Origin of the sequence: Nonomuraea longicatena, assembly GCF_039525605.1 — a bacterium.
GTDB classification, from domain to species: Bacteria; Actinomycetota; Actinomycetes; order Streptosporangiales; family Streptosporangiaceae; genus Nonomuraea; species Nonomuraea longicatena.
The window spans coordinates 58668-82023 of the sequence record NZ_BAAAHQ010000011.1 but is presented as its reverse complement, the minus strand read 5'-3'; the positions used below and the strand labels follow the sequence as shown (position 1 = coordinate 82023).

The window sequence follows — 23356 nt, the reverse complement described above, 5'->3', positions numbered from 1 at the left end:
TCAGGCCGCGACGCGTAGCCTACGGCTCAGGCCGTCGCGCGGCCCACGGCTCAGGGCCGGGTCAGCGTACCGGCCTCGAAGGTGCGGATCACCGCTCCGGCGATCTCGTGCCTGGCCAGTTCGCCCTTCTCGCCCGCCTCCCACCCGGAATAGGTCAGCGCCCAGATCACCCGCTGGACCCACTCCGGCTTCTGCCCGGGGTCGAAGACGCCCTCGGCCTGCCCCCGTCTGATCAGGTCGAGGGTGCCGGGGACGGCCGGGTCGGGATCCCATTTCGCCTGGTCGAGCGTCTTGGCGAGGTCGGGATCGGCGAACAGGAACGCCAGGCGCTCGCCCGCGTCGACCATGGCGACCAGCAGCCTGCGCATGGCCTCGTCCGCCGGGCCCTGGTCGATCGCGGCGGCCTTCTGCTGCTCCTCGACCATCGACAGCGAGTCGACGATCGCCGCTCTGACGAGTTCGTCGCGGTCGGTGAAGTACCGGTGGAGCGTGCTACGGGCCACGTCGGCGGCGTCGGCGATGTCGGCGAGTGTCGCCGCTCGGTCGCGGGCGAGGACTGCGGCGGCAGCTGCCAGGATGGCGCGCCGCGTACGACTGCGGGTACCCGACTCCGGGCTCATACTACTCACTCCCAAAGCGTAACATACGAGATTGACTTTGAGACATTAGAGTCCTATTTTTGAGTCATGGAGTCTTATTCAGTGCTTGCGGAGGAGCTCCGCAAGAGGTACGGCGACGCCTACGCGCTCGACGGGTTCAACCTGGCCGTCCGGGAGGGCACGGTGTGCGCACTGCTCGGTCCCAACGGGGCGGGCAAGACCACCTCGGTCCGCATCATGTCCACGCTGCTGCGCGCCGACGGCGGCCGGGCCCGCGTGGCCGGGTTCGACGTCGCCAAGCAGGCGGCCGAGGTGCGCTACCGGATCGGGCTCGCCGGCCAGGAACCCGCCGTCGACGAGATCCTCACCGGCCGGGAGAACCTCAGAACGTGGGGACGGCTCTACCACCTCGGCGCCAGGACCGCCGCCGCCAGGGCCGACGAACTACTGGAGCAGTTCGGGCTGACCGAGGCGGCCGACAAGCGCATCAAGCACTACTCGGGCGGCATGCGCAGGCGGCTGGACCTCGCGGCCAGCTTCATCCTGGCGCCGGAGGTGCTGTTCCTCGACGAGCCCACCACCGGGCTCGACCCGCGCAACCGCAGCGAGGTGTGGCACGCCGTACGGACGCTGGTGTCCACAGGGAGTTCGGTGCTGCTCACGACGCAGTATCTGGAGGAGGCCGACCGGCTCGCCGACCAGATCGCGGTCATCGACAGGGGCCGGGTGGTCGCCGAGGGGACGCCGGACCAACTCAAGTCACGGGTCGGCGGCGACCAGATCGACCTGGTGCTGCGCGACGCCGCCGACCTGCCGGTCGCCGAGCAGGTGCTGACGACGGCCACCGGCAAGCCTGCCGTGGTCGAGAAGGACGCGCGCAGGCTCAACGCCCCGGTCGCCGACCGGCTCGGCACGCTGACCGAGGTCATGCGGCGGCTGGAGGAGTCCGGCGTGGAGGTCGAGGACATCGCCCTGCGGCGTCCCACGCTGGACGAGGTCTTCCTGTCCATCACCGGCGAGAGGACTGCGGCATGAGCGCCCTTCCGGCCCCGATCGTCCCCACGACCGCCGCCCAGCGCCTGGGCTGGATGTTCTCCGACGGCTGGACCCTGGCCCAGGGCAACCTGATCGGCCTGGTGCGCAACCCGGCGGCGCTCATCGGGGCGATGTTGTACCCGCTGATCATGGTGCTGATGTTCGGGTACGTCTTCGGCAGCGCCATGACGGTCGCCGGCGGCGGCGACTACCGCGAGTTCCTGATGCCCGGGATGTTCGCCCAGACCATGGCCGTCGGCGTGGGCACCACCATCATCGTGGTGGCCCAGCAGTCCGCCCGAGGCGTGACCGACAGGTACCGTTCGATGCCGGTCTCACAGTCCGGGATCGTGCTCGGGCGGGCGCTGGCCGACATGGTCGGCTCGGCGATCGAGCTGGCCGTACTCGTCGGGTGCGGCCTGCTCATCGGCTGGAACTGGAACAACGGGCCCGGCAAGGCGCTCGCGGCGATCGGGCTGCTGTTCCTGCTGCGCTTCTCGCTGGTCTGGGTCGGCATCTATCTCGGTCTCAGGCTCACGCCGGAGGCGGCCGGTGCCTCCTGGATGGTGCTGCTGCCGCTGACCATGACGGCCAGCACGTTCGCGTCACCGTCGCAGATGCCGGCCGTGCTCGGCTTCGTGGCCGAGTGGAATCCGGTGTCCGCGACGGTGAACGCGTGCCGGGAGCTGTTCGGCAACCCCGGCTGGGGCGGCGACTCGTGGGCCGCGCAGCACGCCGTACTGCTGGCGATCGGCTGGCCTGTGCTGGTCACCGCGATCTTCCTGCCGCTGTCGGCGCGCACCTACCGGCGGCTCGACCGGAAGTGATCATCCCCATCCGCCCTGGACCATCGTCTGGAAGTACCAGACGCCGCCGTTCTTGACCAGCAGGTCGCCGTAGCGCATGTGCTGGGTCTGACCCTCCACGGTGAAGTACGCCTCGGTCACCACGAAGACCAGCGACGCCGACAGGAAGTGCGGCGTGCGGGTCGAGTGGATCTCCACGTCGCTGACGATCTGGGCCATGTCACGCACGAACTCCTCCCTCGTGCCGGGCGTGGCCTTGCCGTTGCCTTCGGCGTCGTCGGTGACGTTGTTCAGCGGGAACATGGCCATGTCCGCCATGCTCTCCACCTCGCCCTTCCTGACCAGCGCGTCGTAACGCCCGAACCAGTCGAGGACCGAACGGACGTCGGCGTCGGTGGGGGTGTAGGTGGTGAATGCCGTCATGTATGCACGCTCCATTTCATCGTATGCCGTACAACGTACCGTACAGCATACGATTCGGCAACCCCCTTGTTGTAGTCGTCAGGGCATCCTGACGGTTATGACGTTGAAGCTTGCCGACATCCCCGGCCACGAAGGGTTCGCGGCGCCGGTGCTGCCCGACGGGCAGCACCGGCGCGTTCACCAAGGACTACATCGGCTACCAGGGCGCCTGCTCGTGCGGCTGGGCCGACGGCCGCCGCCATCCCCCGACGCCCGCCGGGGCGAAGGACGCGGAGGAACGCTGGTACCGGCACGCCGGTCCGCTGCTACAGGCCGCCGCGCCCAGTTGGCTGGTGGTCAAGTCCAACCTGCTGTGCGAGCAGATCGTCAAGCTCGCGGGCGACCGTCCGCTGGCGGCCCTCACCCTGCTGTCGCAGGTCGAGAGCTGGCAGCGCACCCTCCTCGACCAGGCCGTCGCCGCCGCCAGAGCCGGCGGCTCATCCTGGTCGGAGATCGGCCAGGCGATGGGCATCACCAAACAGGCCGCCCACGAACGCTTCCGGTCGTAACATCACCACTCGCGAGAGACCTCCCCGGCGCACGCGGGGACGGTCCCTCGGCACGTGCTTCGCCTCTACGGTGGGCGGGGTGTGCTCGCCGATCTCACGGGCGGTCGATTATCGCCACGAGGGCCGGCTCAGCGGACACCCCCCGCGAGCAGAGCCGCCCAGATCTCCCACGCCTCCCGAGGTACCCCCCACGCGGTCTCGGAGATCACCGCCACCGGCTCCGCCTGCACCGTCCGCCGGATGAAGGCCCGGCCACCCGACACGCACAGCTCGTACACCGTCGCCCGGCACGAACACGTCCAGGCGACCACCCGCACCCGGTGCCGCCCAGAGCGGACCGCATGCCACTCCAAGCGCCCGCGACCCCGGCGCATCACCGCCACATGCGGACTGAGACATTCGTCGAGAGAGATCATGGGGTATCACCGCTGGCCGGATTCGCGATGTGTGCCTGTTCCACCCGCTCCTGCTCCTTCAGTAGCGAAGCGAGTTGGGGCACATCGTCGGCATCGAGCGTCTGGAAGAGACCTATTTCATGTTCCCGCTGCGTAAGGCGCCGTCCGTTCCGAGTCGCCCACAGGCGTCCCGCCGAGCTTCGCCAGATGCACCAACCGGGAAAGGCTTCCTGTAGATCTTCGAGAAGAATCGGCTTCGACATACATCCAGCGTGCTTACTCGGAGGTGACGAACCCACCCCATTGTCGAGACGTCCAGGACGTTACAGCGTTACGCTCAGAACGTCCCTGGCGTCCTTCGCCCTACGAGGTGCACCGTGGCCAACGTCGCCCTACGCCGTGCCCTGCTCGACGCGCAGGTCACCAACCAAGCCCTGGCCCACCGGTGTGGAGTGGACGTCAAAACGGTGGAACGCTGGTTGCAGGACGAAACTCGCATTCCGCACCAGCGGCATCAATGGGCCGCTGCGGAGGCACTGGGAGTTGAGACAGCCATGCTTTGGCCAGACGCAATTCGAAATACGGTGAAAACGGGGCCAGATAGAGAAGTGCTGACCGTTTATCCCTATCGTTCCGCATGCCCGAAATCCATCTGGCGCAACCTCATCAACACCGGTCGCAACGAGATCGTCCTCGCCGGATACACGAACTACTTCCTATGGCTGGAACACCCGAATCTGGCCAAAGTCCTCGAACGCAAGGCGCAGCAGGGGTGCAAGATCCGATTCCTCCTCGGCGACCCGGAAAGTGAGGTGACCCGCCACCGCGAGGAGGTGGAGAACGTACCGCTGACCGTGTCCACCCGCATCCGCATCACGCTCTCGGAGATCGAGCAGCTACGGGACGTCCCAGGAGTCGAGGCCCGGTTCGGCGACGACCACATCGCCATGAGCGTCTTCCGCTTCGACGCCGAGATGCTCGTGACACCGCATTTGGCCAAGCTCGTCGGGCATGACTCCCCGATGCTGCACCTGCGCCGATACCAGGACGACGGCCTCTTCGACCGCTTCGCCTACCACGCCTCAGAGCTGTGGAGCACCGGCCGCGAGGTGTGGCGCCAGCCCCAGCGACCGAGTGTCTAGCGGCCCGAATACCCCACCACTCCGACCCTGCCACCCTGGCACGGGGTGGGCCTTCCCGATCATCTCCACAGCGTCGGCGCTGAGGCATCGACATACCGACGATCGAAAGCTCGGCGTCGCCAGGAACGATCAGGCCACGCTCTCGTAGGCGGCCGACCACCGCCTACGAGAGCTGGCTCAGCGGGCACGTCCGGCGAGCAGAGCCGCCCAGATCTCCCACGCCTCCCGAGGCGGCCCCCACGGGGTCTCACAGATCACCGCCACCGGCTCCGCCTGTACCGTCCGCCGGATGAAGGCCCGCCCGCCCGACGCACACAACTCGTACACCGTCGCCCGGCACGAACACGTCCAGACGACCACCCGCACCCGCCCCGAACGGACCACATTCCACTCCAGGCGCCGACAGTCCCGGCGCATGGCCGCCACATGCGGACTCAAGCACGCTTCGAGGACATCGTTCATGATCGCGACCTTGTGACCGGCGACGACCGCGCGAGGCGTACAGGATCGGGAGGGCCCCGGAACTCGAACCAGACAGCCTTCCCTTCACTCCCAGGCAGCGGGTACGTGCCCCAGCGGTCGGCCATCGCCTGCACGATCGCCAGGCCACGACCGCCCTCAGCCTCGACATCGGCCGCAGCCAGGATGGGCCGTTCCGACGACCGGTCGGTGACCCGCCCTGCGACGAACCCGGAGACCACCTGCACCCGCAGCCCGACCGGCGGAAGCCCGTGGACGACCGCGTTCGTGACGAGTTCGCAAACCACGAGCACGGCCGAAGCGACCAGCTCTTCGGGCCAGCCACGTGCGGTCAGGACGCCGCGAACCACACGACGGGCTTTCCCGATGGACTCGGGACTCTGCGGCAACGCCAACGTCAGGACGCTTGGTGCCTGGACGGATGCGGTGGCCATCACCCGGCAACCTCCTATGTGATCACAGGATGTCCCTGCCGAACGACAGGTGACGGGCGATTCAGCCGAGCCGAGAGCGACAGATGGGGTGTGCCCCGTTTCGATGGTCTTGGTGGCAGTTGTACAGTCTGGTCTAGGGTTGGGCATGGGTCAGGACCTCTGTTCCTGATCAAGGGCTCGCCACACCGCTTCCGACGCGTGCGGCGAGCCCGATTTGTCGCCGATCGGCCCACGAACGTGCTGCCCTCCGACAGTGGTCACGGGCGCGTGGAGCCTTGATGCTTCGACTGTAGGAACGCGCAAGGGGCAAAGTTTTCACCAGTTGTGAAAGCTCTGCCCCTTGACGAACGGACCCGCTGTTCTAGCTCACATGCCCATGCGGCGCATCAACTGGCGCAGCGGCTCCGGGACGGTGTAGCGATGGCGTTCCATCTGCATGACCGTCTCGCGGGCGGTCGGGTGGTAGCGGGTCATCATCGGTGCCAACTGTTCGGCCTTGAGGATGCGCTTGAAGGCTTGCTTGTGCCGGCCCAGCCACAACTCGGCACGCGCCATGTCGACGTGGTGATGGGTTATCCGCTCAGCTACCAGACTCCTCGGAAAAGTGATTTCCTGATCAAGGCGTATGGCCTTGTCGTAGTCGGCCACGTCGATGGCGATGGCGCAGCCATGGATGGAGGCGTTGGCGGGATTGACCATCAGCAGGTGCGTATCGGGCGCCTGGGCCGCGACCAGTTCCCCGGCTACCTCGGTGGCGATGCCGTGGTGTTCCCACGCCTCGCCTTCTTTTCCGGCTCGTGCGGCCGAGATGGCCGCCCGCAGGTGCAGGGAGCCGTAGACGGCGCGGCCGTCCGGATGGGTCTGATCGACGGCGGAGGCCGCGCGCCGCACCATGGCCAGCGCGGTGTCCCATTCGCCCCGGGCGATCATCAGCAGTGACAGCGGCAGAGTCGTCAGATGCACCAGCGTGGAGTCGTCGGCGCGGCGGGCGGCCTGGACCGCCTTCTCCACACCGAGTTGCGCCAGGTCGGGGTAACCGAGCCGACGCGCCATCGAGATGGCGACCCCCGTCCCCATGTTGAGGACGCGCCAGGCTTCGGGCCGGTCGGTCTCGATCGCACGCACCGCCGCCTCTTCCAACAGTGCGGGCAGGCGGACGCCGACCGCACTGAAAGCGCCGTCGGACTGGAGTCCGCGCAGTCGCCTGGCCTCGGCGTCCAACGCACCCACGGGGCGGGGTGGCGCGCCGAGTTCCGGCGCGGTGAACTCGGTGAAAGCGAACGCTCGCCGAATGGCCGGGATCACGTCCTGGACGGGGTCGTCCTTGGCGTCGGCGAACGGTTGGCCGTACAGCAGCGTGGGATCGACCCGCAGCGCGCGGGCGACTGCGGAGACGAACGCGGGCGTGGGTGCTTTGAACCCCTTTTCGACCTTTGAGATGTAGGAGGCGGACAGATGCGCGGCGCCGGCCAGCCCTTTCTGGGTGAACCCACGGGTCTTGCGCCAGTGAGCGACCCGCTGCCCTGTGGATTCACCGGAAGGAATGTCTCTGATCATGAGTGCCCACCCGAGGAGTGGCGATGCGATCGCGGGCGGTCGGTGCCAGTGGCGGGGATGCGGTCTTCGGTCAAGCCCTGCACCTCCAGCGTGGAGACTTCGACGTCCTCAGGCTAGATGCGCGGGGCTCACCCGTGTCCAGAATTCACTCCGAGCGGATGGCGCTCGGGCGCATAGGTCAGTCGGGGGAGACTGCGCGGAGGTAGCGGGTGCCGAGGGTGCGCAGGTGGGTGACGAGGGCCGGAGGGGAGGTGACGCGGAAGTCGAGGCCGAGCATGCCGATGTAGACCGCGACGGTCTCCAGACTGTCGCCGCCGGTCACGAGGACGCAGGTCTGATCGTCGAGAGGTTCGACGACGCCCACAGCGGCGTTGATGCGGGCCAGTACCTCCGCCGCAGGCGCCAGGACGGTGATACGGGGGTGAACCTTCCAGCCGGTCGCGGCGACGTCCCGCAGGACGAAAGCCGTGTAGTCCTCGCCGGGCAGGGGGTCAGGAGTGAAGACACGGCCGGTGGGGCCGAGTGGGGCGACCCAGTCGGCGCGGTAGGCGGCCCACGAGGCGTCGTGAGGGTCGCGGGCGACGAGATACCAGCGGCGCCGCCAGACGACCAGGCGGTACGGCTCGACCAGCCTGCGACCGGACGGCGCCGAGGACGTTCCGTCGAACGCGTCCTCGGCTTCGGCGGGGACGACGTAGTCGAACCGCAGCCAGTGGTGGTCGCGGATCGCCGCGGCGATCGCGGTGAGGCTCGTGGTGTCGACCTCGGGGTCGTCGACGTTCGTGTCGAGGTTCTCCGGCGCCTTCGAGGTGGAGCCGTACACGGCGGCGATCTGGCGTCGCAGCCGGTGTGGCAGCATCTGGTCCAGTTTGGTCAGGGCCCGTGCGCTGCTCTCGGCGATGCCGCTGACGCCCGTCCCCGCCCGCAGGCCGATCGCCACGGCGACGGCCTCCTCGTCGTCCAGCAGCAACGGCGGCAGCTTCGCGCCGGGGCCGAGCCGGTAGGCGCCGGTGGGGCCACGTCCCGCTTCGACCGGATAGCCGAGTTCGCGCAGCCGGTCGATGTCGTTGCGGATCGTACGGGTGCTCACACCGAGGCGTTCGGCGAGTTCCCGGCCCGGCCAGTCGGGCCGCGACTGGAGCAGCGACAGGAGCGCGAGCAGCCGGGAGGACGTTTCCAACATTGGGTGAGTATGACCCGAGTAACGGAATCAAGTCTTCCTATACGGCTCCTACCTTGGGTTTCATGACGAAGACGCACAACCCCAGCCCCTTCCGCATCGAGATCTCCGAGGCCGAGATCGACGACCTCCGGCACCGCCTCGCCCGGACCCGGCTGCCCCGGCCGTCGGCGGCGGACGACTGGGCGCTCGGCACGCCGAACGGGTATCTGCGCGAGACCGTCGAGTATTGGCGCGAGTCCTTCGACTGGCGCGGGCAAGAGGCGCGCATGAACTTCTTCCCGAACTACCTCACCGAGATCGACGGCCAGACGGTCCACTTCGTGCATGTGCCGTCCACTGAGAAGGACGCGACGCCGATCCTGCTCCTGCACACCTATCCGGGCTCGTTCGTCGACTACCTCGACATGATCGCTCCGCTCACCGACCCGGTCGCCCACGGGGGCCGTGCCGAGGACGCCTTCTCCGTGGTCGTCCCCTCGATCCCCGGCTTCGGCTTCAGCACCCCGCTGGAAGGGGCCGGCTGGACGCAGGAGAGGGTCGCCCGCACCCTTGACGTCTTGATGCGGCGCCTCGGCTACGACTCCTACGGCGTACACGGCAGTGACATGGGCGCGATGATCGCGCGGGAGTTCGGCCTGTGGAACCCGGCCGGGTTCCTCGGGTTGCACGTCCTGCAGTTGTTCTCGTTCCCGTCGGGCGATCCGACGGAGTTCGACGGGTTCGGGCCGAAGGAGTACGCGGCGCTGGAGCACATGCAGTGGTTCCAGTCCGTCGGCGGATACAACGCGATGAACTCCGCCCGCCCGCAGACCGTCGCCGCCGCGATCGCCGACTCTCCCGTGGGCCAGTTGGCCTACAGCGAGTTGTTCAACTCCTTCGGCAACGGCACCAGCCTCGTCACCCGCGACCAGATCCTCACCCAGGTCTCGCTCTACTGGTTCACCAACACGCAGGCGACGGCGAGCAGGTACTACTACGAGCAGGCCCGCGCCGAGGCCAAGCCTTCGGTGAACTCCGCCCCGACCGGCGTCGCGGTCTTCGCCTCGGACTTCCAGACCCTGCGGGTCTTCGCCGAACGCGACAACAGCCGCATCGTGCACTGGAACGAGTTCCCTGAGGCCGGCCACTTCGCCGCGATGGAGGCGCCCGAGACCGTCGCAGCCGACATCCGTGCCTTCTTCGCCGGATTGCGCTCCGCCTAGGGCCGGTGTCATGCGGCAATGTGGACAGTCCAAGGTAGCGCCGCTTTTGGCAACGATTGCTTCAGCCTCAGAATATGGGAGATCTAGGAGGGTATTCGAGACTGCGCAGGCATGTCAGATTTCCTGGACGGCCAACGTGCACATGGCCGCAGGCGAATCGCCAGCCTATTACGCGGCATTATGAGAGGTGATTCACATGAGCTCGGCTTTTTCTTACCGCGCCGCCTCCGACACGTCCTGGACCACAATCCAGGACCCAAGCGAGGGATGCTACGATCTCCAATTCGACGCCACCTTCGCGCAGAACAAAACCAATTTCAAGGCCCTTCTTTATACGACATATTCGTGCAACGAAGACCACCTGAAAAAGGCGCTCATCCCCAACGAAACGTGGGATGGCGGCCTGACGACGATCAGGTCCGTCCGGTTCGAAGCGTCCTGACATGACATCGGGTCCCGCCTGTCGTGGCGGTGACTCGCCTGACGCGGATGCGCGACTTCCTCGCGGAGAGACCGGCCCTGCCGGAGCGCGGAAACATCGGCGCACGGACTCCTCCTCTAAGGCGGCCGATCACCCGGCCGGGCCTGCGACCGTATGGGGACGGTCTCCGGACTGAACGCCACGGCGGGAGACCGGATCCAGGTCATCGGCGGTTGATGTCGACGAGTTGGTGAAGCAGGTCGTGGGCGCGGGCGTGGCCGCCCTTGATCCGGCCGTCGAGGGTGAGTGTGACCAGGCCGTGCAGGTGGGCCCAGAACAGGTCGGTGGCGGCGTCCTCGTCGTAGGCGTCGGCGGGGTGATCGGGCCCCTCGGCGTACATCGCGGCCTTGAGCAGGCGGAAACACTCGCGGGCCGAAGCCGGTGTCGCGGGCGTCCCGAACGGCACATCGGGCAGGCTGCCCATCAACCTGTAGAGATGAGGACGGCCGGTCGCGAATTCCCAGTAGGCCTGGGCGACCGCACGCAGCGCTCCACCCGCCGAACGCCGGACGTCGGGACACTGGGCCCGCCCGAGGTCGGCGGCGAGGTCGGCGAAGCCCTGTTCGACCACGCCGAACAGGAGGGCCTGCTTGTTGGCGAAGTATTCGTAGACGACGGGCGCGGCGTAGCCGACCCGGTCGGCGACCTTGCGGAATCGATGCGAGTTCTGGTCACAGGCGTTTCCGGCACCATCGGGGAGGCTGCCGCCCGAGCGCTGCTGCGGCGCGGACACCAGGTCATGGGAGTGGTGACGGCCCTCGGACGGCCCGTCCCGCCAGGCGTGGAACCTCTGGTGGCCGACTTGTTCACCCCGGCGGTGCTGACCGAGGTCGCCCACCAGGTGGACGGGGCCGTGCATGCGGCCTCCAGCAACGACGAACGGGCCGGCGACCTCGACCGCAAGGTGCTGGAGACGCTGCTGAACGGCTTTGAAGGCACCGGAAAGCCGCTGGTCTACACCAGCGGACTCTGGCTGCACGGCAATACCGGAGACGCCCCCGCGACCGAAGAGTCCCCGTTCGACCCGCCCTTGGTGGTGTCCTGGCGCCCCGAAATGGACCATGGACCGACCTGTGCGGGTCCGCGATGTCGCCCTGGCCGTCGCCGCCCGGCACGGCGCCCGTGTCGAGGCATGGGATCCTGCCGACGCCGCCCGGCACTGGGGCGTCATGGTCGAGCCGTTCATGCTCGACCAAGTCGCCACCGGCGCCAAGGCCCGCACTGAACTCGGCTGGCGCCCCAGCCGTCCGGGCCTGCTGAAGGAGCTCGCCGAGTCCGCTTGACGAGGCGGCGATCGCCGCGATTCAGGTGGGGCGGGTGACCGGTACCACCGTGACCAGGTGGTCCAGGCCTCTGAAATCCTTGGGATTGCAGGTGTAAAGGGGTAGCCGGTTCGCGATGGCCACGGAGGCGATCATGAGATCCGCTGTTCGGGGGCGTGGCTTGCGGCCTGAGGCGATGACCGCCGTCCACAGTTGACCGTACTCGCGCGCGGCGGTGTCGTCGAAGGGCAGCGGATCGAATTCGGCTTCGGCGGTCTGCAGGATCTTCATTCGTCGAGCGAGTTCCTGCGGTTCCGTCGCCACCAGGACACCGACCGACAACTCCGCCGTGGTGACAGCGCTGATCATCATTTCATCGGGTAGTTCCCCGGGGTCGATACCGGCGCGCAGGATGAGAATATTGGTGTCCAGCAATCCGAGGGCGTGGGTCATTCCTCACCCTCTCGCCTGCCGTATGCGCGGTCGTATGGATCGTAGAGGTCGTCGTTCACGTGGCGGTCCATGTCCGAGCGATACTCGCGGTCGTCCAGTCGAGGCATGCCGCGAGAAGCGGCTGCGAACTCGGCGCGTGAAACGGTCCGGCGACGACGACGCAGGGGAACCAGGTCACCGATGTGATGGCCGTTACGGGTCACGGCGTATCTCTCCCCCCGCTCCAGACCGTCCATGATCTCCGCCGATCTGCTGCGCAGGTCGCGCTGAGAGATCTCGTGGGATCGATCAGGCTCAGGAGCGTTCATACTCCTTAGCCTACGACATGTGCCATCGCGTGCTACCGGATAGCACATGTCGGGCTTCCGAGTCCGTGCGCCGACCGCCTTCGGCCCGCGCCCCCTGCCGTCGGTCCTCACGAGCGAACAGCACGCCCCAGCCGTCCGGACCTGCTGGGAACTCGCCCGCTCCGGTGAGTTCAGCCTTTGATGAAGCGGCGGGTCATGTAGCGGCGCACGGGCGGCAGGGATGAAAGCCGCAACGGCAGCAGGCTCAGCCACAACACCAGCGGGTTGGACGGGGCGTAGACGCCTTTGACGCGGCGGCCGAGCTTCTGCTTGCGTTCGGCTTCGGGCCTGATGGCGGCCTCCCACGCGGCCAGTGCCGCCGGGATGTCGCCGGGGTGGGCGGCGATTTCGGCGCCGAGGCGGTCGGCGCCGCCGACGGCCAGCGAGGATCCGTACCCGGCGAACAGCGTGACGCACCAGGCGGCGTCGCCGAGCAGTACCACACGACCTTTGCTCCAGGTGGGGGCGACGACCTGGCTGATGGTGTCGAAGTAGGCGGCATCGGCCCGCTTCAGCCCGGCCAGGGCTTCGGGGATCACCCAGCCGAGGTCGCCGTAGACCCGGCTGAGCTGGGTGAGTGCGTCCTCGCCGGGGCGGGCGTGGTCGGATCGGTAGCCGAAGAAGGCGACGTTGCGGCCGTCGCCGAGGCTGATGACGGCGGCGGTACGGCCACGCGAGGACAGGGTGCCGGTCGTCCCCTGGGTGATCGCGGCGGGACGCCGGTCCAGCATGAAGACGCACACCTTGTGCTCCAGGTCGAGCAGGAAGTCCTTCTCGGGGCCGAAGACCAGGGCACGGGTGGCCGAGTGGAGGCCGTCGGCGCCGATCAGCAGGTCCGCCTTCTCGACGGTGCCGTCGGTGAGGGTGACCCGGACGGCGTGCTCGTCCTGCTCGACGGCGGTGAGCGAGGTCGCGAAGCGGATCTCGGTGTGGTCGCGAACCTTCTCGTACAGCGCGGTTTCCAGGTCGCCGCGCAAGATGGTGATCGAGCGGGGGCCGGTGGTCGCGGCGATGGTGGCGCGGTCGAGGGAGAAGCGGCGCGAGCCGTCGCTCTTGTGGTAGACGAGCTCCTCGGTGAGGAAGGAGTGTTCGCGCAGGGCGGGCAGAATGCCGAGACGGTGAGCGGCGTCGTAGCCGATGCCGCCGAAGGTGACCGCGTACCCGCCGCCGCGGCGGGCGGGAGCCCGCTCGACGATGAGGGTGTCCCAGCCGAGCTGGGACAGGCGCAGGGCGGCGGCCAGTCCGGCGATGCCTGCCCCGATGATGACAGCGCGCATGAGTCGGTTGTTCCTTAGCTGGAGAGGTGGTCGAGCAGCCGCTGTTCCGCGGCGGCGTCGATCCAGGTGTCGGGTGAGGGCGCGTCCGCGCGCGGTGCCGGGTCGCCTTCGGCCTGCAGCCAGGCCCAGGTGTCGGCGAGGGTCTGACGCAGGGGGCGGACGGTGAGTCCTGCGGCGAGGACGGCCGTGACGTCGGCGTCGTGCATGCCGCTCGGCGCGCTGCCATCGGGCGCTCGCAGTCCGAACTCCATGCCGAGGGGCAGGCCGTGCTGCTGGAGCAGGTCCGGCGAGGTCCACACCAGCTCGGTGTCGAAGCCGGTGACCTCCAGCGCCGTGGTGAGCAGGTCGCCGAGGGTGACCGCGCCGGGCGGGCCGGTCACGGTGAAGGCGCCGCCCAGGCCACGTTCGGCTGACCGGAGCATCCAGGCGGCCAGGTCCCTGACGTCGAGGTACTGCAGGGGCGTCTCGGCCGGGGCGGGGGCCAGGACCCGGCCGCCCTTCTCCAGGCGGCGCAGCCACCACGGGATGCGGCCGACGTCCTCGTACGGGCCGAGGATCATCCCCGCGCGGGCCAGCAGCGCCCGCTCGCCGAAGGACTCCAGGACGGCGAGCTCGCCGCCGCGCTTGGCGGCGGCGTAGTCGAGAGCGTCGTCGCTGCCCGGGTCGGCCTGCACGAGCGGCGCGTGCTCGTCGGCGCCCGGCGGCCAGGGCCAGCTGTGCACGCCACGGCTGGAGACGTACCCGTAGTGCCCGACCCGGCCGGCCAGCAGCCGCGCGCTGTCACGCACCACGCGCGGCGCCCACGCCCACGTGTCGATCACCGCGTCCCACTCCCCTGAGCCGAGCGCCGCCGTCATGGCGGAGGCGTCGGTGCGGTCGGCGACGAGGGCGTGGACGCCGGGCGCGGGCGGGCGGGACAGGCCGCGGTTGAGGGTGGTCACCTCGTCGCCGCGCTCCAGCGCGGTCTCGACGACGGCGCGGCCGACGTGGTGGGTTCCGCCCATGACGAGCAGTTTCATGATGATCCTTCGATGAGGGGCAGCCAGACGGCTGACCGGTGGTCGGGGTCGTGGAAGATCTCGTGGTCGATGGCGGCGGAGTGGCTGGGGTCGCGGCCGTATCGGGGGTGGGCGCCGCTGGAGATCTGCAGCCGGATCCGGTTCCCGGCGCGGAAGCGGTGGGCCAGCGGCCACAGCTCGATGTCCAGGACGCGTACGCCGTCGGCCTCGCTGTCGGGGCCGACTCTCAGCGCGCCGTCGCAGAGGTTGCGCGAGCGCCCGCGCCCGTCCACCTCGCACAGCCGCGCCACGTAGTCGGCATGCGCCGTCGTGGAGCGGGCGTACAGACGTACCCGTACCGGGCCGATCGCCTCGACGTCGGCTGCCAGCGGCGGACCGGTGAAGGTGAGCACGTCAGCGCGGGCTTCGAGGGCGCGGTTGTCGGCGGGGCCCGCCGACATGCCGACCGTCGTCCCGCCGATCGTGGGTGTCGGGTCCGCCGGGTCGTAGCGGTAGCGCGACGGCGGCGCGCCCCGGTCGGCGGGGTCACGGCCCAGCCCGCCCCCGGCGTACGGGTACCAGGGGGTGGGCTGGTGTGCGGGTGGCCATTCCGGCAGGTCACGCCACTGATCGGCGCCGGTGACGAACACTCGCGTGCCGGTCGGGCCGTCCCTGCCGAGCAAGGCGGCATCGAGCGTCGCCAGCGTGTCCCGCATGCCCGCGCGGGTGTACAGGCCCTTGCCGTGCCCCCAGGGCCCGATGAGCAGCCGCACCCGGCGCCCGGCTGCCAGTAGGCGGGCGTGGTCCTCCAGCATGCCGGGCAGGAAGAGGTCGTACCAGCCGCCCTGCAAATGCACGACCGGTGGCATGCGGCCGGTGTTCGCGCGGTGATTCATCCGCTGCCAGTACGCCTCGTCCGGGCCGTGGGCGATCCATTCCTGGAACCACGGCACCCGGCGCCCGGTCAGCACTCGGTCGGCGTCGGTCACCGGCAGCGTGTGCGTGGCCCGGCGCAGTCTGCGATCCGCGCCGGGGACGGCCAGGAACTGGCGGATGAGCGAGTGGCCGCCGGTGAACATGGTGTCGACCAGTTGCACCCAGCCCAGCGCGTTGCCTAGCGCGAAGACGCCGCCCGGGTACATGAAGGTGCGGGCGAACTCCGAAGGCGCGTCCTGGATGAGGGCGACCTTCCATTCCGGGACGTCGCGGGCGGCCAGTTCCCACTGGGCGTAGCCGAGGTAGCTGGCGCCCCACGTGGCCAGCTCCCCGCCGAACCACGGCTGGGCGCGCAGCCAGCTCAGCGTGCCGTCGGCGTCGGCCGGGTCGATGACGAAGCCGTCGAAACGGCCGCCGGAGCCGGCTGTGCCACGCAGACTCTGATACAGGACCTGGTAGCCGCGCTCGGCCAGCAGTTTCGGTATCCGGTCCAGTGCGCTTCCCCTGCCGTACGGGCTGCGGAGGAGCACCAGCGGCGGACGGCGCTGACCCATCGGGTAGTAGTGCGTGGCCAGCAGTCGCACACCGTCGGCGGCGGGGATCTCCACGTCGCGTCGCACGCCTACCCGATGGCGCAGAGTGGGCCGCACGCCGTACAGACGGCTGAGCAGGGTCATGACCGGGTCTACTTCCTGTCGACGCTGATGAGAGTCACATCGCCGACCAGGCTTCCCGGCACACCATCGAGACCCCGCCGGGGATCCGATGGCCACCAATATACAGAAGTTTCATGAATTTCTGAAGTCTCGGGATCGTCGGTATCCTCTCAGCCGGAGGTGACAAGGTGCAGGATGAGCAGGAACGGTGGCGGGCGGCCGAGCATCTGGCGCTGGTACTCAGCGAAGGCGGACTGCAGCGCATGGCCGCGCGCACACTGGCGGTGTTCCTCTTCACCGACCGGCCGAGCGTGACCGCGGGCGAGATCGCCGAGCGGCTGGACGCCAGCGCGGGCGCCGTCTCGGGAGCGGTCAAGTCGCTGCTGAGCGTCGGGCTGATCGAACGGCTGCCCGCCCCGGGCAGCCGCCGCGAACACTACAGGCTGCGCGAGGACGCCTGGGCCATCCTGTTCACCAGCCAGAACACCGTCATCCAGACCATGCTCGACGCCGCCGGGACCGGCATCACGGCCGTCGCCGAAGACGACCTCGCCCACCGGCGACTGGTCGAGATGCGCGACTTCCACGAATTCCTGCTCACCGAACTGCCCGACCTCCTGCTGCGCTGGCAGCACCACCGCAAGGGCGGCTGACCGCAGCCCGACCATCGGGAAGTACCGCTACGAGCCCCGGGGGCGGCGCAGCGAGATGGGCAGGTGGAGACGCCGGGCGATCCAGATGATGGCCAGGTCGCACAGGACGAGTCCCACCATGGCGGGGAGCAGGACCGCCCGGCCGCTGTCGCCTCCTTCGCCGATACTCCAGGCGACCTTGAGCAGTGCCATGAGGTTGATGATGATCAGGCCCCAGCCCAGGGAACGGCGCCAGAACGCCAGACACAGGGCGGTCAGGCTGCCGACGACGGCCAGGACGCTGAGCAGGTACAGGGGGGACAGGTCGCCGATGCTGAGGATGAGCTCCTTCTCCATGTCCAGGAACGCCTGCACCTGAGGGTCGATCCGCTCCGGCGGCGGGAACCAGAACATGCTGGACAGCAGCGCCACGATCGTCAGGGCGATGCCCTTCCAGCTTCGCCGCCAGGCGAAGTAGGCCAGCGGGAGGACGAACAGCGGGCGGATGTACCAGCTCAGGGTGTTGGTGTGTCGTGCGTAGGCCCAGTCGAGAAACTCCTGCAGCACGCCGTTCACCCCATCCCGTACCAGGCAGTGACGGGGCGGAGCAGGGCGCACGCGTGGTGGCGGTTCTCATGGAAGTTCATGTCGGTGAGGAGGGGCATACTCGCATCCTATTCGTTCGGAACGATCCGAACAATATAGAATATCGACGTGGCAAACGTCGAGGAGTTCGTGGAGAGCGCGGGACTGTACTTCGAGCGGCTGGGACTCAGCAGGACGGCCGGCCGGGTCATCGGCTCCCTGCTGGTCGACCCCGGCGAGTCGGCCGACGCACCGGGGCTGTGCGAGAGCCTGGGAGTGGCCAAAAGCAGCATGAGCGTGGCGCTGGGACAGCTCGAACGCGGCGGCCTCGTCGAACGCTTCCGCCCGCCCAGGGGGCGCCGCGATCACTACCGGCTGGCCGAAGACGTCTTCGGACGCGCGTTCCGGGCGAAGATGGCCGAGTTCACGGCGTTCGCTCAGCTCGCCGAACAAGGACTGGCCGTCATCGGCGACAACCCCCGGGGCAGGGTCAGGCTGGAACTGATGCGCGACATGTACGCGTTCATGGGCCGAGAGTTCCCCAACCTCCTCGACCAATGGGAGCAGGAGAAACAGCGCTCGCCAAAGTCTGCGGAAGCCACGGCGACGCCGCCGCACACCCGCCCTGCCACTGGGTGATGTCCGGCCGCGTTGCCGCAAGTGAAGTACGCGGTGAACGGCATCCCGGCCGGAGGCGATCGGCCACGCCGAAAAGACCACGTCGAACGTGACTTCCGTGGTGTACGGAGGGCGTCTGTACCGGTTCGTCGCCACTGCCACAACGAGATCACCGTCAGCTCTACCACCGACGGCCACACCTGGACATCGGACGCCCATGTCGGCAACTTGTACGGTGATCTCTCGCTCTACATGAACATCTACAACGGCAACTCCTGGGGCACCGCCCCGGACGGACCATGGCCGACGTGCCCTGCTCGACGCGCAGGTCACCAACCGATCACCGCCTACGAGAGCCGGCTCAGCGGAAACTTCCCGCGAGCAGAGCCGCCCAGATCTGCCACACCTCCCGAAGCGATCCCCACGCGGTCTCACACACCACCGCCACCGGCTCCGCCTGCACCGTCCGCCGGATGAAGGCCCGGCCACCCGACACGCACAACTCGTACACCGTCGCCCGGCACGAACACGTCCAGACGACCACCCTCACCCGATGCCGCCCAGAACGGACCGCATGCCACTCCAAGCGCCCGCAATCCCGACGCATGGCCGCCACATGCGGACTCAAGCACCCAGCGATAGTGGCCAAGGCGCTAGCTATGGCCGCTTGGCGGTGGACGGATCCGAGAGCCGCGTTCTCGGACTCCGCCCCGCCTGTCGCGGTGAAGCTGCTGTCGCCTGATCCAGAGTTGAGCACGAATTAGCACCTCATTTCCCAATCGAGGCCCGAAAGTTCCCGGAGTGAGGCACCGAGCCGAGCCACTTTGATGAGTAAGGGCGCCGACAACAGCGGCCCGCAGAGATAGCGTTGCCAATGAGGGAAGGCGTCGGCCAGAGCTAAGTAGTCCGCACCGTGTCCGCAACGGTTGCGGACACGACGGACATTGTGAGGGAGATCCTCATGGGCGCAGAATCGTTCGGCGAGGCACTTCGGCACCTACGCCACCAGGCCGGAATGTCCATCCGTTATCTGGCCCAGCTTGCCGTCTGCGGTAAAAGCTACGTCTCCGATCTCGAGAACGGACGACGGATCCCCAGCCTGGCGATCGCAACGGCGCTCGACAGAGCACTCGGAGCAGATGGGAAGCTCCTGCACCACATGCAGGATGTCGCCGGGCTGGCAAGGCGTCCAGAAGAAGCCGCGCCTCTCGACCGAGCGAGGGAGGACGATAACGACGTGCGAAGACGCGAATTCGTCGGACTCACAGGAGCCGCATTGTTCAACGCGGTTCTCGGCCCGCCGGCAGAAGCGACGGACATCGCCCACCCCCTCGACGACCTCACCGCCGTTCTCGTCGACAACTCCGCGCCCGCCGATGGCTTCGTAGACCTCGCGTCACTCGCCACCGCCGTGGCGGCGGCCAAGCAGGGCTATCAAGCCTGCCGCTACTCCCAGGTGATCGCCGAGCTCCCCATGCTCTTGCGCAGGTTGCGGATCGCCTGCTCGGTTCTGGAGGGCGATGATCGGCTGCGGGCGCACGCCCTGTCCGCCGAGGCGTACCACGTGTGTGCCTCAGTCCTGCTCAAGCAGGATGACAGAGGTCCGGCGTGGCTCGCGGCAGACCGCAGCGTCAGGGCCTCAGAGGCCAGCGAGAATCCGCTCATGATCGGCTCAAGCGCACGCATCATCACCCACGCGCTCATTGACGGCGGTCATCATCGGACCGCCGCTGACACCGCGCGCGGAGCGGCCCTGAGGATGAGCGTCGACCTGGCCGACGCATCGCCCGCCGACCTCTCCGTCTACGGATCCCTCCTGCTCCGGGGAGCCGTCGCCGCCGCCCAGAGCGGTAACCGGCACACCGTAGCCGAGCTCCTGGACGAAGCAGCCGAAGCCGGGAGCGTGCTCGGGCACGACAGCAACCACATGTGGACCGCGTTCGGCCCGAACAACGTGCTCTGTCATCGCGTGAACATCGCCGTCCGACTCGGCGACGCGGGCACGGCGATCGACTACGCCCGGCAGGTCGACCTTGACCTGCTCCCGATCAACGAGCGGAAGGCGGCCCTGCTCATCGATGTTGCCCGAGCGTTCCTCATGCGCGGGCAGCACAGCAGAGCCCTGCACCTCCTGCGGACCGCAGGAAGTCTGGCGCCGGAGGAGATCTCGGGCCGCACCGCGCCACTTCGCCTCGCCCGTGACATCCTTGCCACGGCGCCGACCACCCTCCGAAGCGAGGCCCGCGCGTATGCCGAATCCCTGGGGGTCCGTTCATGAAGGTTCTCTACGTCGTCGTGTGTGCCGCCGGGCCTGCAGGACAGGTCGGACGGCTCGTCGGCCTGGCGCAGGACAAAGGGTGGGCTGTGCAGGTCATCGCCACGCCGTCGGCGTTGGGGTTCGTCGATGTGGCTGCGCTTGAACGGCAGAGCGGGCGTGTGGTGCGCAGTCGGTACCGGGCGGCGGGTGAGCCGCGTTCGCCTCGGGCGGATGCGATCGTCGTCGCGCCCGCGACCTATAACACGATCAACAAGTTCGCCCAGGGGATCGCCGATACCTATGCCCTGGGCGTTCTGTCAGAGGCGCCGGGGCTGGGGGTGCCGGTTGTCGTGTTGCCCTTTGTGAACAGTGCGCTGGCCGCTCGTGCGGCTTTCCGGCGCAGTGTGGGAGACCTTCGCGCGGACGGCGTACGTGTGCTGTTCGGGCCTGGGTGGGTCGAGCCTCATCTGCCCGGCTCCGGCGGCGAGCGGATCGACGCCTTTCCCTGGGGGGACGCTCTCGCGGAGCTGGAGGGCCGTTACGGCGTGGTGTCGCCGGGGACGATGAGGCCGCTTTCGTAGGCGGCGATCACCGCTTGGATGCGGTCGCGCAGGGCGAGTTTGGTCAGGACGTTGCTGACGTGCGTCTTCACCGTGTGCTCGCTCACCACCAGGGACCGGGCGATCTCGGCGTTCGACAGGCCCCGGGCGAGCAGTGCCAGGGTCTCGCGCTCGCGGGCCGTCAGGACGGCCAGTCGTTCCGACACCGGTACGGCCGGCCGTACGGCGCCTCTGGAGGTGAAGTCGGCGATCAGCTTGGTCGTCACCGTGGGGGCGAGCAGCGACTCCCCCGCCGCGACCACCCGCACCGCGTGGGTGAGGTCGTCCCTGCGCACGTCCTTGAGCAGGAACCCGCTGGCCCCGGCCCGCAGCGCGTCGTAGACGTAGTCGTCGAGGTCGAAGGTGGTCAGCATGATCACCCGGCAGGGGCTCTCGGCGCAGACGATCCTGGCCGCCTCGATGCCGTCCATGACCGGCATGCGGATGTCGAGCAGCAGCACGTCGGGGGCGTGCGCGCGGACGGCGGCGACCGCCTCGGCGCCGTCGCCCGCCTCTGCCACCACCTCGATGTCCGGCTGGGCGTCCAGGATCATGCTGAACCCGGCTCGCACCAGCTCCTGGTCGTCGGCCACCACTGCCCGGATGGTCATGCGGCCACCGCCCGTGCGAGCAGCGGCAGCGTCACGAGGACCTGGAAGCCGCGGCCGTCCGCGCGCGGTCCGGTGCGGGCGGTGCCGCCGCAGGCCGCCGCGCGCTCGCGGATGCCGATCAGGCCGTTGCCGCCCTCAGGAAAGTTCTTCGAGACGGACAGGCCGTCGTCGGTGATGTCGAGCACGAGGGTGTCGTCCTGCCAGGTGAGTCGGAGGTCGGCGCGGGTGGCGCCCGCGTGTTTGACGATGTTGGTGAGGGCCTCCTGCGCGATGCGGTAGGCGGCGACCTCGGCGTCGGGGTGGAGCCGGCGCGGCTCGCCGGTGCTGGAGTAGACCACCTCCAGCCCGGTCTCCCTGACCTGGGCGGCCAGGAATTCGATGGCGGAGACCGCAGGCTGCGGCGCCCTCGGTCCCTCTTCTTCTTTCAACACTTTGAGCACCCGCCTGAGCTGGACCATCGCGTCGCGGCCCGCCTCCGCGATGGCGTCGAATGCGGCCTCTGCCTTGTCCGGGTCGTGCCGTACGACCACGGGTCCGGCCTCGGCCTGCACGACCATGAGGCTGACGGCGTGGGCGAGGATGTCGTGCATGTCGCGGGCGATCCTGGCCCGTTCGCGTTCGGCGGCCCGCTCGGCCTCGACCTGGCGTTCGCGGACCAGTTGGGCGGCCCGCTCCTCCAGGGCGGCGGCGTGGGCGCGGGCGGAGGCGGCGGCCCTGCCGATGGCGTACGCGGCGGCGAACTGCACCAGGCCGCGCAGCGCGGTCTCCGCCGAACCGACCGCCCAGACGCCGCCGACCGTCACGACGACCAGCGCGGGCACCCGCACCCAGAGTCTGGAGTAGGCGGCCACCGTGTAGAGGGCGATCAGCCCGCCGTACGTGATGGGCTGGGCGGGGACCACTTCGACGAAGTCGTACAGCACGAACGTGCAGACGTTCGCCAGGAGCACGGGCACGGGGGCGCGGCGCCGCCAGATCAGCGGCAGCGACGCGGCCACCACGACGACGTAGCCCCACCAGTGCCAGGGGACGCCGAACGGATTGTGCCGGCTGATGAACGGCCAGAGGTGCAGGACGATCACCGCGGCCGTGATCGCGAGGTCCACCCGGATCGGCGGCAGACCGCCCAGCCACCGGCGGAACCTGGCGAACACCTGAATCTCTGACACGGACTGCATCTTGCCCTCTGCTCAGGTCGACGCGACAGCGGGGGTCCGGGAAGGGGGCGCCTCGACCTGCCGCGAGAGCGCGACGAAGGAGATCAGCAGGACGGCGGCGCTGACGGCGATGAGGTCCTTGGCGACGAACGGCAGCGCCATATGGACGAGGAAGACGACCGGGATCCACGGCTTGATCCTGCGCGTCACGCCGAGCTGGACGATCAGGGCGAGCTGGCCGAGGTAGAAGAGTAACGGCAGTACTGCGTAGATCGCGAAACTCACTCCGGGCACCTCCTGGATCTGCCCGAACAGGGTGCTCATCCCGGCCCTGTCCTCGGACATGAACCCGACCACGATGTCGATGCCGAACTGCACGAGCAGCACCGCGACGCCGACGACCCCGAGGGCCGCGGAGACGGTGGCGACGGCACCGCGCCCGGCCATCCGCCGGAGTTCCCCGAAGATCGGGACGTAGAGGACGAGTGCCGCCATGAAGGCCAGGTGCCCGGTGGTCCAGGCGAGGCCGGGGCCGTAGCTGCCGTCGAGGCCGTCGAGAATGCGGATGGCGCCGTAGGCGAAGACGAGGACGGGGGCGGCGAGGAAGGCGAGGCGTGTGTTCATGGCGGCAATCCTCGGGTTCCGGCAGGTCAGCCCACATCGCCGGTGCGGGCGATTCCGGT

29 protein-coding genes and 1 pseudogene are annotated in these 23356 nt (G+C 68.7%); 12 read left to right on the top strand and 18 right to left on the bottom strand.

Annotated elements, in window-relative coordinates:
* Positions 1–50 precede the first annotated feature (50 nt).
* Complete coding sequence (locus ABD120_RS13040) at positions 51–620, bottom strand: TetR family transcriptional regulator (protein WP_343950304.1); 570 nt, start codon at positions 618–620, stop codon at positions 51–53.
* A 66-nt stretch (positions 621–686) separates the two neighbouring features.
* Between ABD120_RS13040 and ABD120_RS13035 the strand changes: the two genes are divergently transcribed.
* Together ABD120_RS13035 and ABD120_RS13030 are read left to right on the top strand one after the other, a co-directional pair.
* Positions 687–1634 (top strand): ATP-binding cassette domain-containing protein, encoded by a 948-nt coding sequence (locus ABD120_RS13035; RefSeq protein ID WP_343950087.1) that lies wholly within the window; start codon positions 687–689, stop codon positions 1632–1634.
* Complete coding sequence (locus ABD120_RS13030; RefSeq protein ID WP_343950086.1) at positions 1631–2461, top strand: ABC transporter permease; 831 nt, start codon at positions 1631–1633, stop codon at positions 2459–2461. Before ABD120_RS13035 ends, ABD120_RS13030 begins: the two co-directional genes overlap by 4 nt.
* On the opposite strand, the gene ABD120_RS13025 is transcribed toward ABD120_RS13030, so the two are convergent.
* The gene (locus ABD120_RS13025) at positions 2462–2863 is read right to left on the bottom strand and encodes a nuclear transport factor 2 family protein (RefSeq protein ID WP_343950085.1); all 402 of its coding nucleotides are present in this window, start codon (positions 2861–2863) and stop codon (positions 2462–2464) included.
* A 110-nt stretch (positions 2864–2973) separates the two neighbouring features.
* Between ABD120_RS13025 and ABD120_RS13020 the strand changes: the two genes are divergently transcribed.
* A complete protein-coding gene (locus ABD120_RS13020; protein ID WP_343950084.1) occupies positions 2974–3411 on the top strand; it encodes a hypothetical protein in 438 nt (145 codons plus the stop codon).
* A gap of 128 nt (positions 3412–3539) precedes the next feature.
* Here ABD120_RS13020 and ABD120_RS13015 read toward each other — a convergent pair whose 3' ends face one another.
* A complete protein-coding gene (locus ABD120_RS13015; RefSeq protein ID WP_343950083.1) occupies positions 3540–3764 on the bottom strand; it encodes a hypothetical protein in 225 nt (74 codons plus the stop codon).
* A gap of 59 nt (positions 3765–3823) precedes the next feature.
* A complete protein-coding gene (locus ABD120_RS13010; protein ID WP_343950082.1) occupies positions 3824–4069 on the bottom strand; it encodes a hypothetical protein in 246 nt (81 codons plus the stop codon).
* A 114-nt stretch (positions 4070–4183) separates the two neighbouring features.
* Here ABD120_RS13010 and ABD120_RS13005 point away from each other — a divergent pair, with 114 nt between their 5' ends.
* Entirely contained in the window at positions 4184–4948 is a 765-nt protein-coding gene (locus ABD120_RS13005; RefSeq protein ID WP_343950081.1) for a helix-turn-helix domain-containing protein, read from the top strand.
* A gap of 177 nt (positions 4949–5125) precedes the next feature.
* Here ABD120_RS13005 and ABD120_RS13000 read toward each other — a convergent pair whose 3' ends face one another.
* The 4 genes from ABD120_RS13000 to ABD120_RS12985 form a co-directional block, all read right to left on the bottom strand.
* Positions 5126–5332 carry a hypothetical protein gene (locus tag ABD120_RS13000; RefSeq protein ID WP_343950080.1) on the bottom strand — a complete coding sequence of 69 codons (207 nt, stop codon included), beginning with the start codon at positions 5330–5332 and terminating at the stop codon, positions 5126–5128.
* Positions 5333–5406: 74 nt separating this feature from the next.
* Positions 5407–5862, bottom strand: coding sequence for an ATP-binding protein (locus ABD120_RS12995; RefSeq protein WP_343950079.1), 456 nt, complete (start codon positions 5860–5862; stop codon positions 5407–5409).
* Between the two features lie 366 nt (positions 5863–6228).
* Entirely contained in the window at positions 6229–7419 is a 1191-nt protein-coding gene (locus ABD120_RS12990) for a helix-turn-helix domain-containing protein (RefSeq protein WP_343950078.1), read from the bottom strand.
* A gap of 178 nt (positions 7420–7597) precedes the next feature.
* A complete protein-coding gene (locus ABD120_RS12985; RefSeq protein ID WP_343950077.1) occupies positions 7598–8602 on the bottom strand; it encodes a helix-turn-helix transcriptional regulator in 1005 nt (334 codons plus the stop codon).
* Between the two features lie 62 nt (positions 8603–8664).
* On the opposite strand from ABD120_RS12985, the gene ABD120_RS12980 reads away from it, so the two are divergent.
* Positions 8665–9804 (top strand): epoxide hydrolase family protein, encoded by a 1140-nt coding sequence (locus tag ABD120_RS12980; protein ID WP_343950076.1) that lies wholly within the window; start codon positions 8665–8667, stop codon positions 9802–9804.
* Positions 9805–10000: 196 nt separating this feature from the next.
* Positions 10001–10246 (top strand): hypothetical protein, encoded by a 246-nt coding sequence (locus ABD120_RS12975; protein ID WP_343950075.1) that lies wholly within the window; start codon positions 10001–10003, stop codon positions 10244–10246.
* 202 nt (positions 10247–10448) lie between these two features.
* On the opposite strand, the gene ABD120_RS39770 is transcribed toward ABD120_RS12975, so the two are convergent.
* Positions 10449–10856, bottom strand: coding sequence for a TetR-like C-terminal domain-containing protein (locus ABD120_RS39770; protein WP_425563966.1), 408 nt, complete (start codon positions 10854–10856; stop codon positions 10449–10451).
* A gap of 87 nt (positions 10857–10943) precedes the next feature.
* Between ABD120_RS39770 and ABD120_RS39765 the strand changes: the two are divergent.
* Together ABD120_RS39765 and ABD120_RS12965 are read left to right on the top strand one after the other, a co-directional pair.
* Positions 10944–11099: pseudogene (locus ABD120_RS39765) on the top strand (NAD-dependent epimerase/dehydratase family protein); the annotation flags it as partial.
* 259 nt (positions 11100–11358) lie between these two features.
* Positions 11359–11568 (top strand): Rossmann-fold NAD(P)-binding domain-containing protein, encoded by a 210-nt coding sequence (locus tag ABD120_RS12965; protein ID WP_343950073.1) that lies wholly within the window; start codon positions 11359–11361, stop codon positions 11566–11568.
* Between the two features lie 21 nt (positions 11569–11589).
* Here ABD120_RS12965 and ABD120_RS12960 read toward each other — a convergent pair whose 3' ends face one another.
* The 5 genes from ABD120_RS12960 to ABD120_RS12940 form a co-directional block, all read right to left on the bottom strand.
* The gene (locus ABD120_RS12960) at positions 11590–12000 is read right to left on the bottom strand and encodes a type II toxin-antitoxin system VapC family toxin (protein ID WP_343950072.1); all 411 of its coding nucleotides are present in this window, start codon (positions 11998–12000) and stop codon (positions 11590–11592) included.
* Positions 11997–12308 (bottom strand): type II toxin-antitoxin system Phd/YefM family antitoxin, encoded by a 312-nt coding sequence (locus tag ABD120_RS12955; protein ID WP_343950071.1) that lies wholly within the window; start codon positions 12306–12308, stop codon positions 11997–11999. Before ABD120_RS12955 ends, ABD120_RS12960 begins: the two co-directional genes overlap by 4 nt.
* A gap of 170 nt (positions 12309–12478) precedes the next feature.
* On the bottom strand, positions 12479–13624 hold the full coding sequence (locus tag ABD120_RS12950; protein ID WP_343950070.1) for an FAD-dependent oxidoreductase: 1146 nt from the start codon (positions 13622–13624) through the stop codon (positions 12479–12481).
* 14 nt (positions 13625–13638) lie between these two features.
* On the bottom strand, positions 13639–14643 hold the full coding sequence (locus ABD120_RS12945; RefSeq protein ID WP_343950069.1) for a Rossmann-fold NAD(P)-binding domain-containing protein: 1005 nt from the start codon (positions 14641–14643) through the stop codon (positions 13639–13641).
* A complete protein-coding gene (locus tag ABD120_RS12940) occupies positions 14640–16235 on the bottom strand; it encodes a CocE/NonD family hydrolase (RefSeq protein WP_343950068.1) in 1596 nt (531 codons plus the stop codon). The genes ABD120_RS12945 and ABD120_RS12940 overlap by 4 nt, the downstream gene beginning before the upstream one ends.
* Before the next feature lie 167 nt (positions 16236–16402).
* Here ABD120_RS12940 and ABD120_RS12935 point away from each other — a divergent pair, with 167 nt between their 5' ends.
* A complete protein-coding gene (locus tag ABD120_RS12935) occupies positions 16403–16867 on the top strand; it encodes a GbsR/MarR family transcriptional regulator (RefSeq protein ID WP_343950067.1) in 465 nt (154 codons plus the stop codon).
* 27 nt (positions 16868–16894) lie between these two features.
* Here the strand turns inward: ABD120_RS12935 and ABD120_RS12930 are convergent, their stop codons facing one another.
* Positions 16895–17413 carry a hypothetical protein gene (locus tag ABD120_RS12930; RefSeq protein WP_343950066.1) on the bottom strand — a complete coding sequence of 173 codons (519 nt, stop codon included), beginning with the start codon at positions 17411–17413 and terminating at the stop codon, positions 16895–16897.
* Between the two features lie 147 nt (positions 17414–17560).
* Here ABD120_RS12930 and ABD120_RS12925 point away from each other — a divergent pair, with 147 nt between their 5' ends.
* The 3 genes from ABD120_RS12925 (at position 17561) to ABD120_RS12915 (ending at position 20887) form a co-directional block, all read left to right on the top strand.
* The gene (locus tag ABD120_RS12925) at positions 17561–18070 is read left to right on the top strand and encodes a GbsR/MarR family transcriptional regulator (protein ID WP_343950065.1); all 510 of its coding nucleotides are present in this window, start codon (positions 17561–17563) and stop codon (positions 18068–18070) included.
* Between the two features lie 940 nt (positions 18071–19010).
* Complete coding sequence (locus ABD120_RS12920) at positions 19011–20327, top strand: helix-turn-helix domain-containing protein (RefSeq protein ID WP_343950064.1); 1317 nt, start codon at positions 19011–19013, stop codon at positions 20325–20327.
* Positions 20324–20887, top strand: a complete 564-nt coding sequence (locus ABD120_RS12915; RefSeq protein WP_343950063.1) for a flavoprotein — start codon at positions 20324–20326, stop codon at positions 20885–20887. The genes ABD120_RS12920 and ABD120_RS12915 overlap by 4 nt, the downstream gene beginning before the upstream one ends.
* Here ABD120_RS12915 and ABD120_RS12910 read toward each other — a convergent pair.
* The 3 genes from ABD120_RS12910 to ABD120_RS12900 are packed head-to-tail and all read right to left on the bottom strand — an operon-like array spanning position 20845 to position 23297.
* Positions 20845–21516 carry a response regulator gene (locus tag ABD120_RS12910; RefSeq protein WP_343950062.1) on the bottom strand — a complete coding sequence of 224 codons (672 nt, stop codon included), beginning with the start codon at positions 21514–21516 and terminating at the stop codon, positions 20845–20847. The two genes, ABD120_RS12915 and ABD120_RS12910, sit on opposite strands and share 43 nt — an antisense overlap.
* Positions 21513–22685 (bottom strand): sensor histidine kinase, encoded by a 1173-nt coding sequence (locus tag ABD120_RS12905; RefSeq protein ID WP_343950061.1) that lies wholly within the window; start codon positions 22683–22685, stop codon positions 21513–21515. Before ABD120_RS12905 ends, ABD120_RS12910 begins: the two co-directional genes overlap by 4 nt.
* A 21-nt stretch (positions 22686–22706) precedes the next feature.
* Positions 22707–23297: a hypothetical protein gene (locus tag ABD120_RS12900; RefSeq protein WP_343950060.1), complete on the bottom strand. Its 591-nt coding sequence runs from the start codon at positions 23295–23297 to the stop codon at positions 22707–22709.
* Positions 23298–23356: the final 59 nt, after the last annotated feature.

Coding starts and splice junctions, on each gene's coding strand:
- ABD120_RS13040 (WP_343950304.1), bottom strand. CDS start 620: ATGAGCCCGGAGTCGGGTACCCGCAGTCGTACGCGGCGCGCCATCCTG.
- ABD120_RS13035 (WP_343950087.1), top strand. CDS start 687: ATGGAGTCTTATTCAGTGCTTGCGGAGGAGCTCCGCAAGAGGTACGGC.
- ABD120_RS13030 (WP_343950086.1), top strand. CDS start 1,631: ATGAGCGCCCTTCCGGCCCCGATCGTCCCCACGACCGCCGCCCAGCGC.
- ABD120_RS13025 (WP_343950085.1), bottom strand. CDS start 2,863: ATGACGGCATTCACCACCTACACCCCCACCGACGCCGACGTCCGTTCG.
- ABD120_RS13010 (WP_343950082.1), bottom strand. CDS start 4,069: ATGTCGAAGCCGATTCTTCTCGAAGATCTACAGGAAGCCTTTCCCGGT.
- ABD120_RS12995 (WP_343950079.1), bottom strand. CDS start 5,862: ATGGCCACCGCATCCGTCCAGGCACCAAGCGTCCTGACGTTGGCGTTG.
- ABD120_RS12990 (WP_343950078.1), bottom strand. CDS start 7,419: ATGATCAGAGACATTCCTTCCGGTGAATCCACAGGGCAGCGGGTCGCT.
- ABD120_RS12985 (WP_343950077.1), bottom strand. CDS start 8,602: ATGTTGGAAACGTCCTCCCGGCTGCTCGCGCTCCTGTCGCTGCTCCAG.
- ABD120_RS12980 (WP_343950076.1), top strand. CDS start 8,665: ATGACGAAGACGCACAACCCCAGCCCCTTCCGCATCGAGATCTCCGAG.
- ABD120_RS12975 (WP_343950075.1), top strand. CDS start 10,001: ATGAGCTCGGCTTTTTCTTACCGCGCCGCCTCCGACACGTCCTGGACC.
- ABD120_RS12960 (WP_343950072.1), bottom strand. CDS start 12,000: ATGACCCACGCCCTCGGATTGCTGGACACCAATATTCTCATCCTGCGC.
- ABD120_RS12955 (WP_343950071.1), bottom strand. CDS start 12,308: ATGAACGCTCCTGAGCCTGATCGATCCCACGAGATCTCTCAGCGCGAC.
- ABD120_RS12950 (WP_343950070.1), bottom strand. CDS start 13,624: ATGCGCGCTGTCATCATCGGGGCAGGCATCGCCGGACTGGCCGCCGCC.
- ABD120_RS12945 (WP_343950069.1), bottom strand. CDS start 14,643: ATGAAACTGCTCGTCATGGGCGGAACCCACCACGTCGGCCGCGCCGTC.
- ABD120_RS12940 (WP_343950068.1), bottom strand. CDS start 16,235: ATGACCCTGCTCAGCCGTCTGTACGGCGTGCGGCCCACTCTGCGCCAT.
- ABD120_RS12920 (WP_343950064.1), top strand. CDS start 19,011: ATGGGCGCAGAATCGTTCGGCGAGGCACTTCGGCACCTACGCCACCAG.
- ABD120_RS12915 (WP_343950063.1), top strand. CDS start 20,324: ATGAAGGTTCTCTACGTCGTCGTGTGTGCCGCCGGGCCTGCAGGACAG.
- ABD120_RS12910 (WP_343950062.1), bottom strand. CDS start 21,516: ATGACCATCCGGGCAGTGGTGGCCGACGACCAGGAGCTGGTGCGAGCC.
- ABD120_RS12900 (WP_343950060.1), bottom strand. CDS start 23,297: ATGAACACACGCCTCGCCTTCCTCGCCGCCCCCGTCCTCGTCTTCGCC.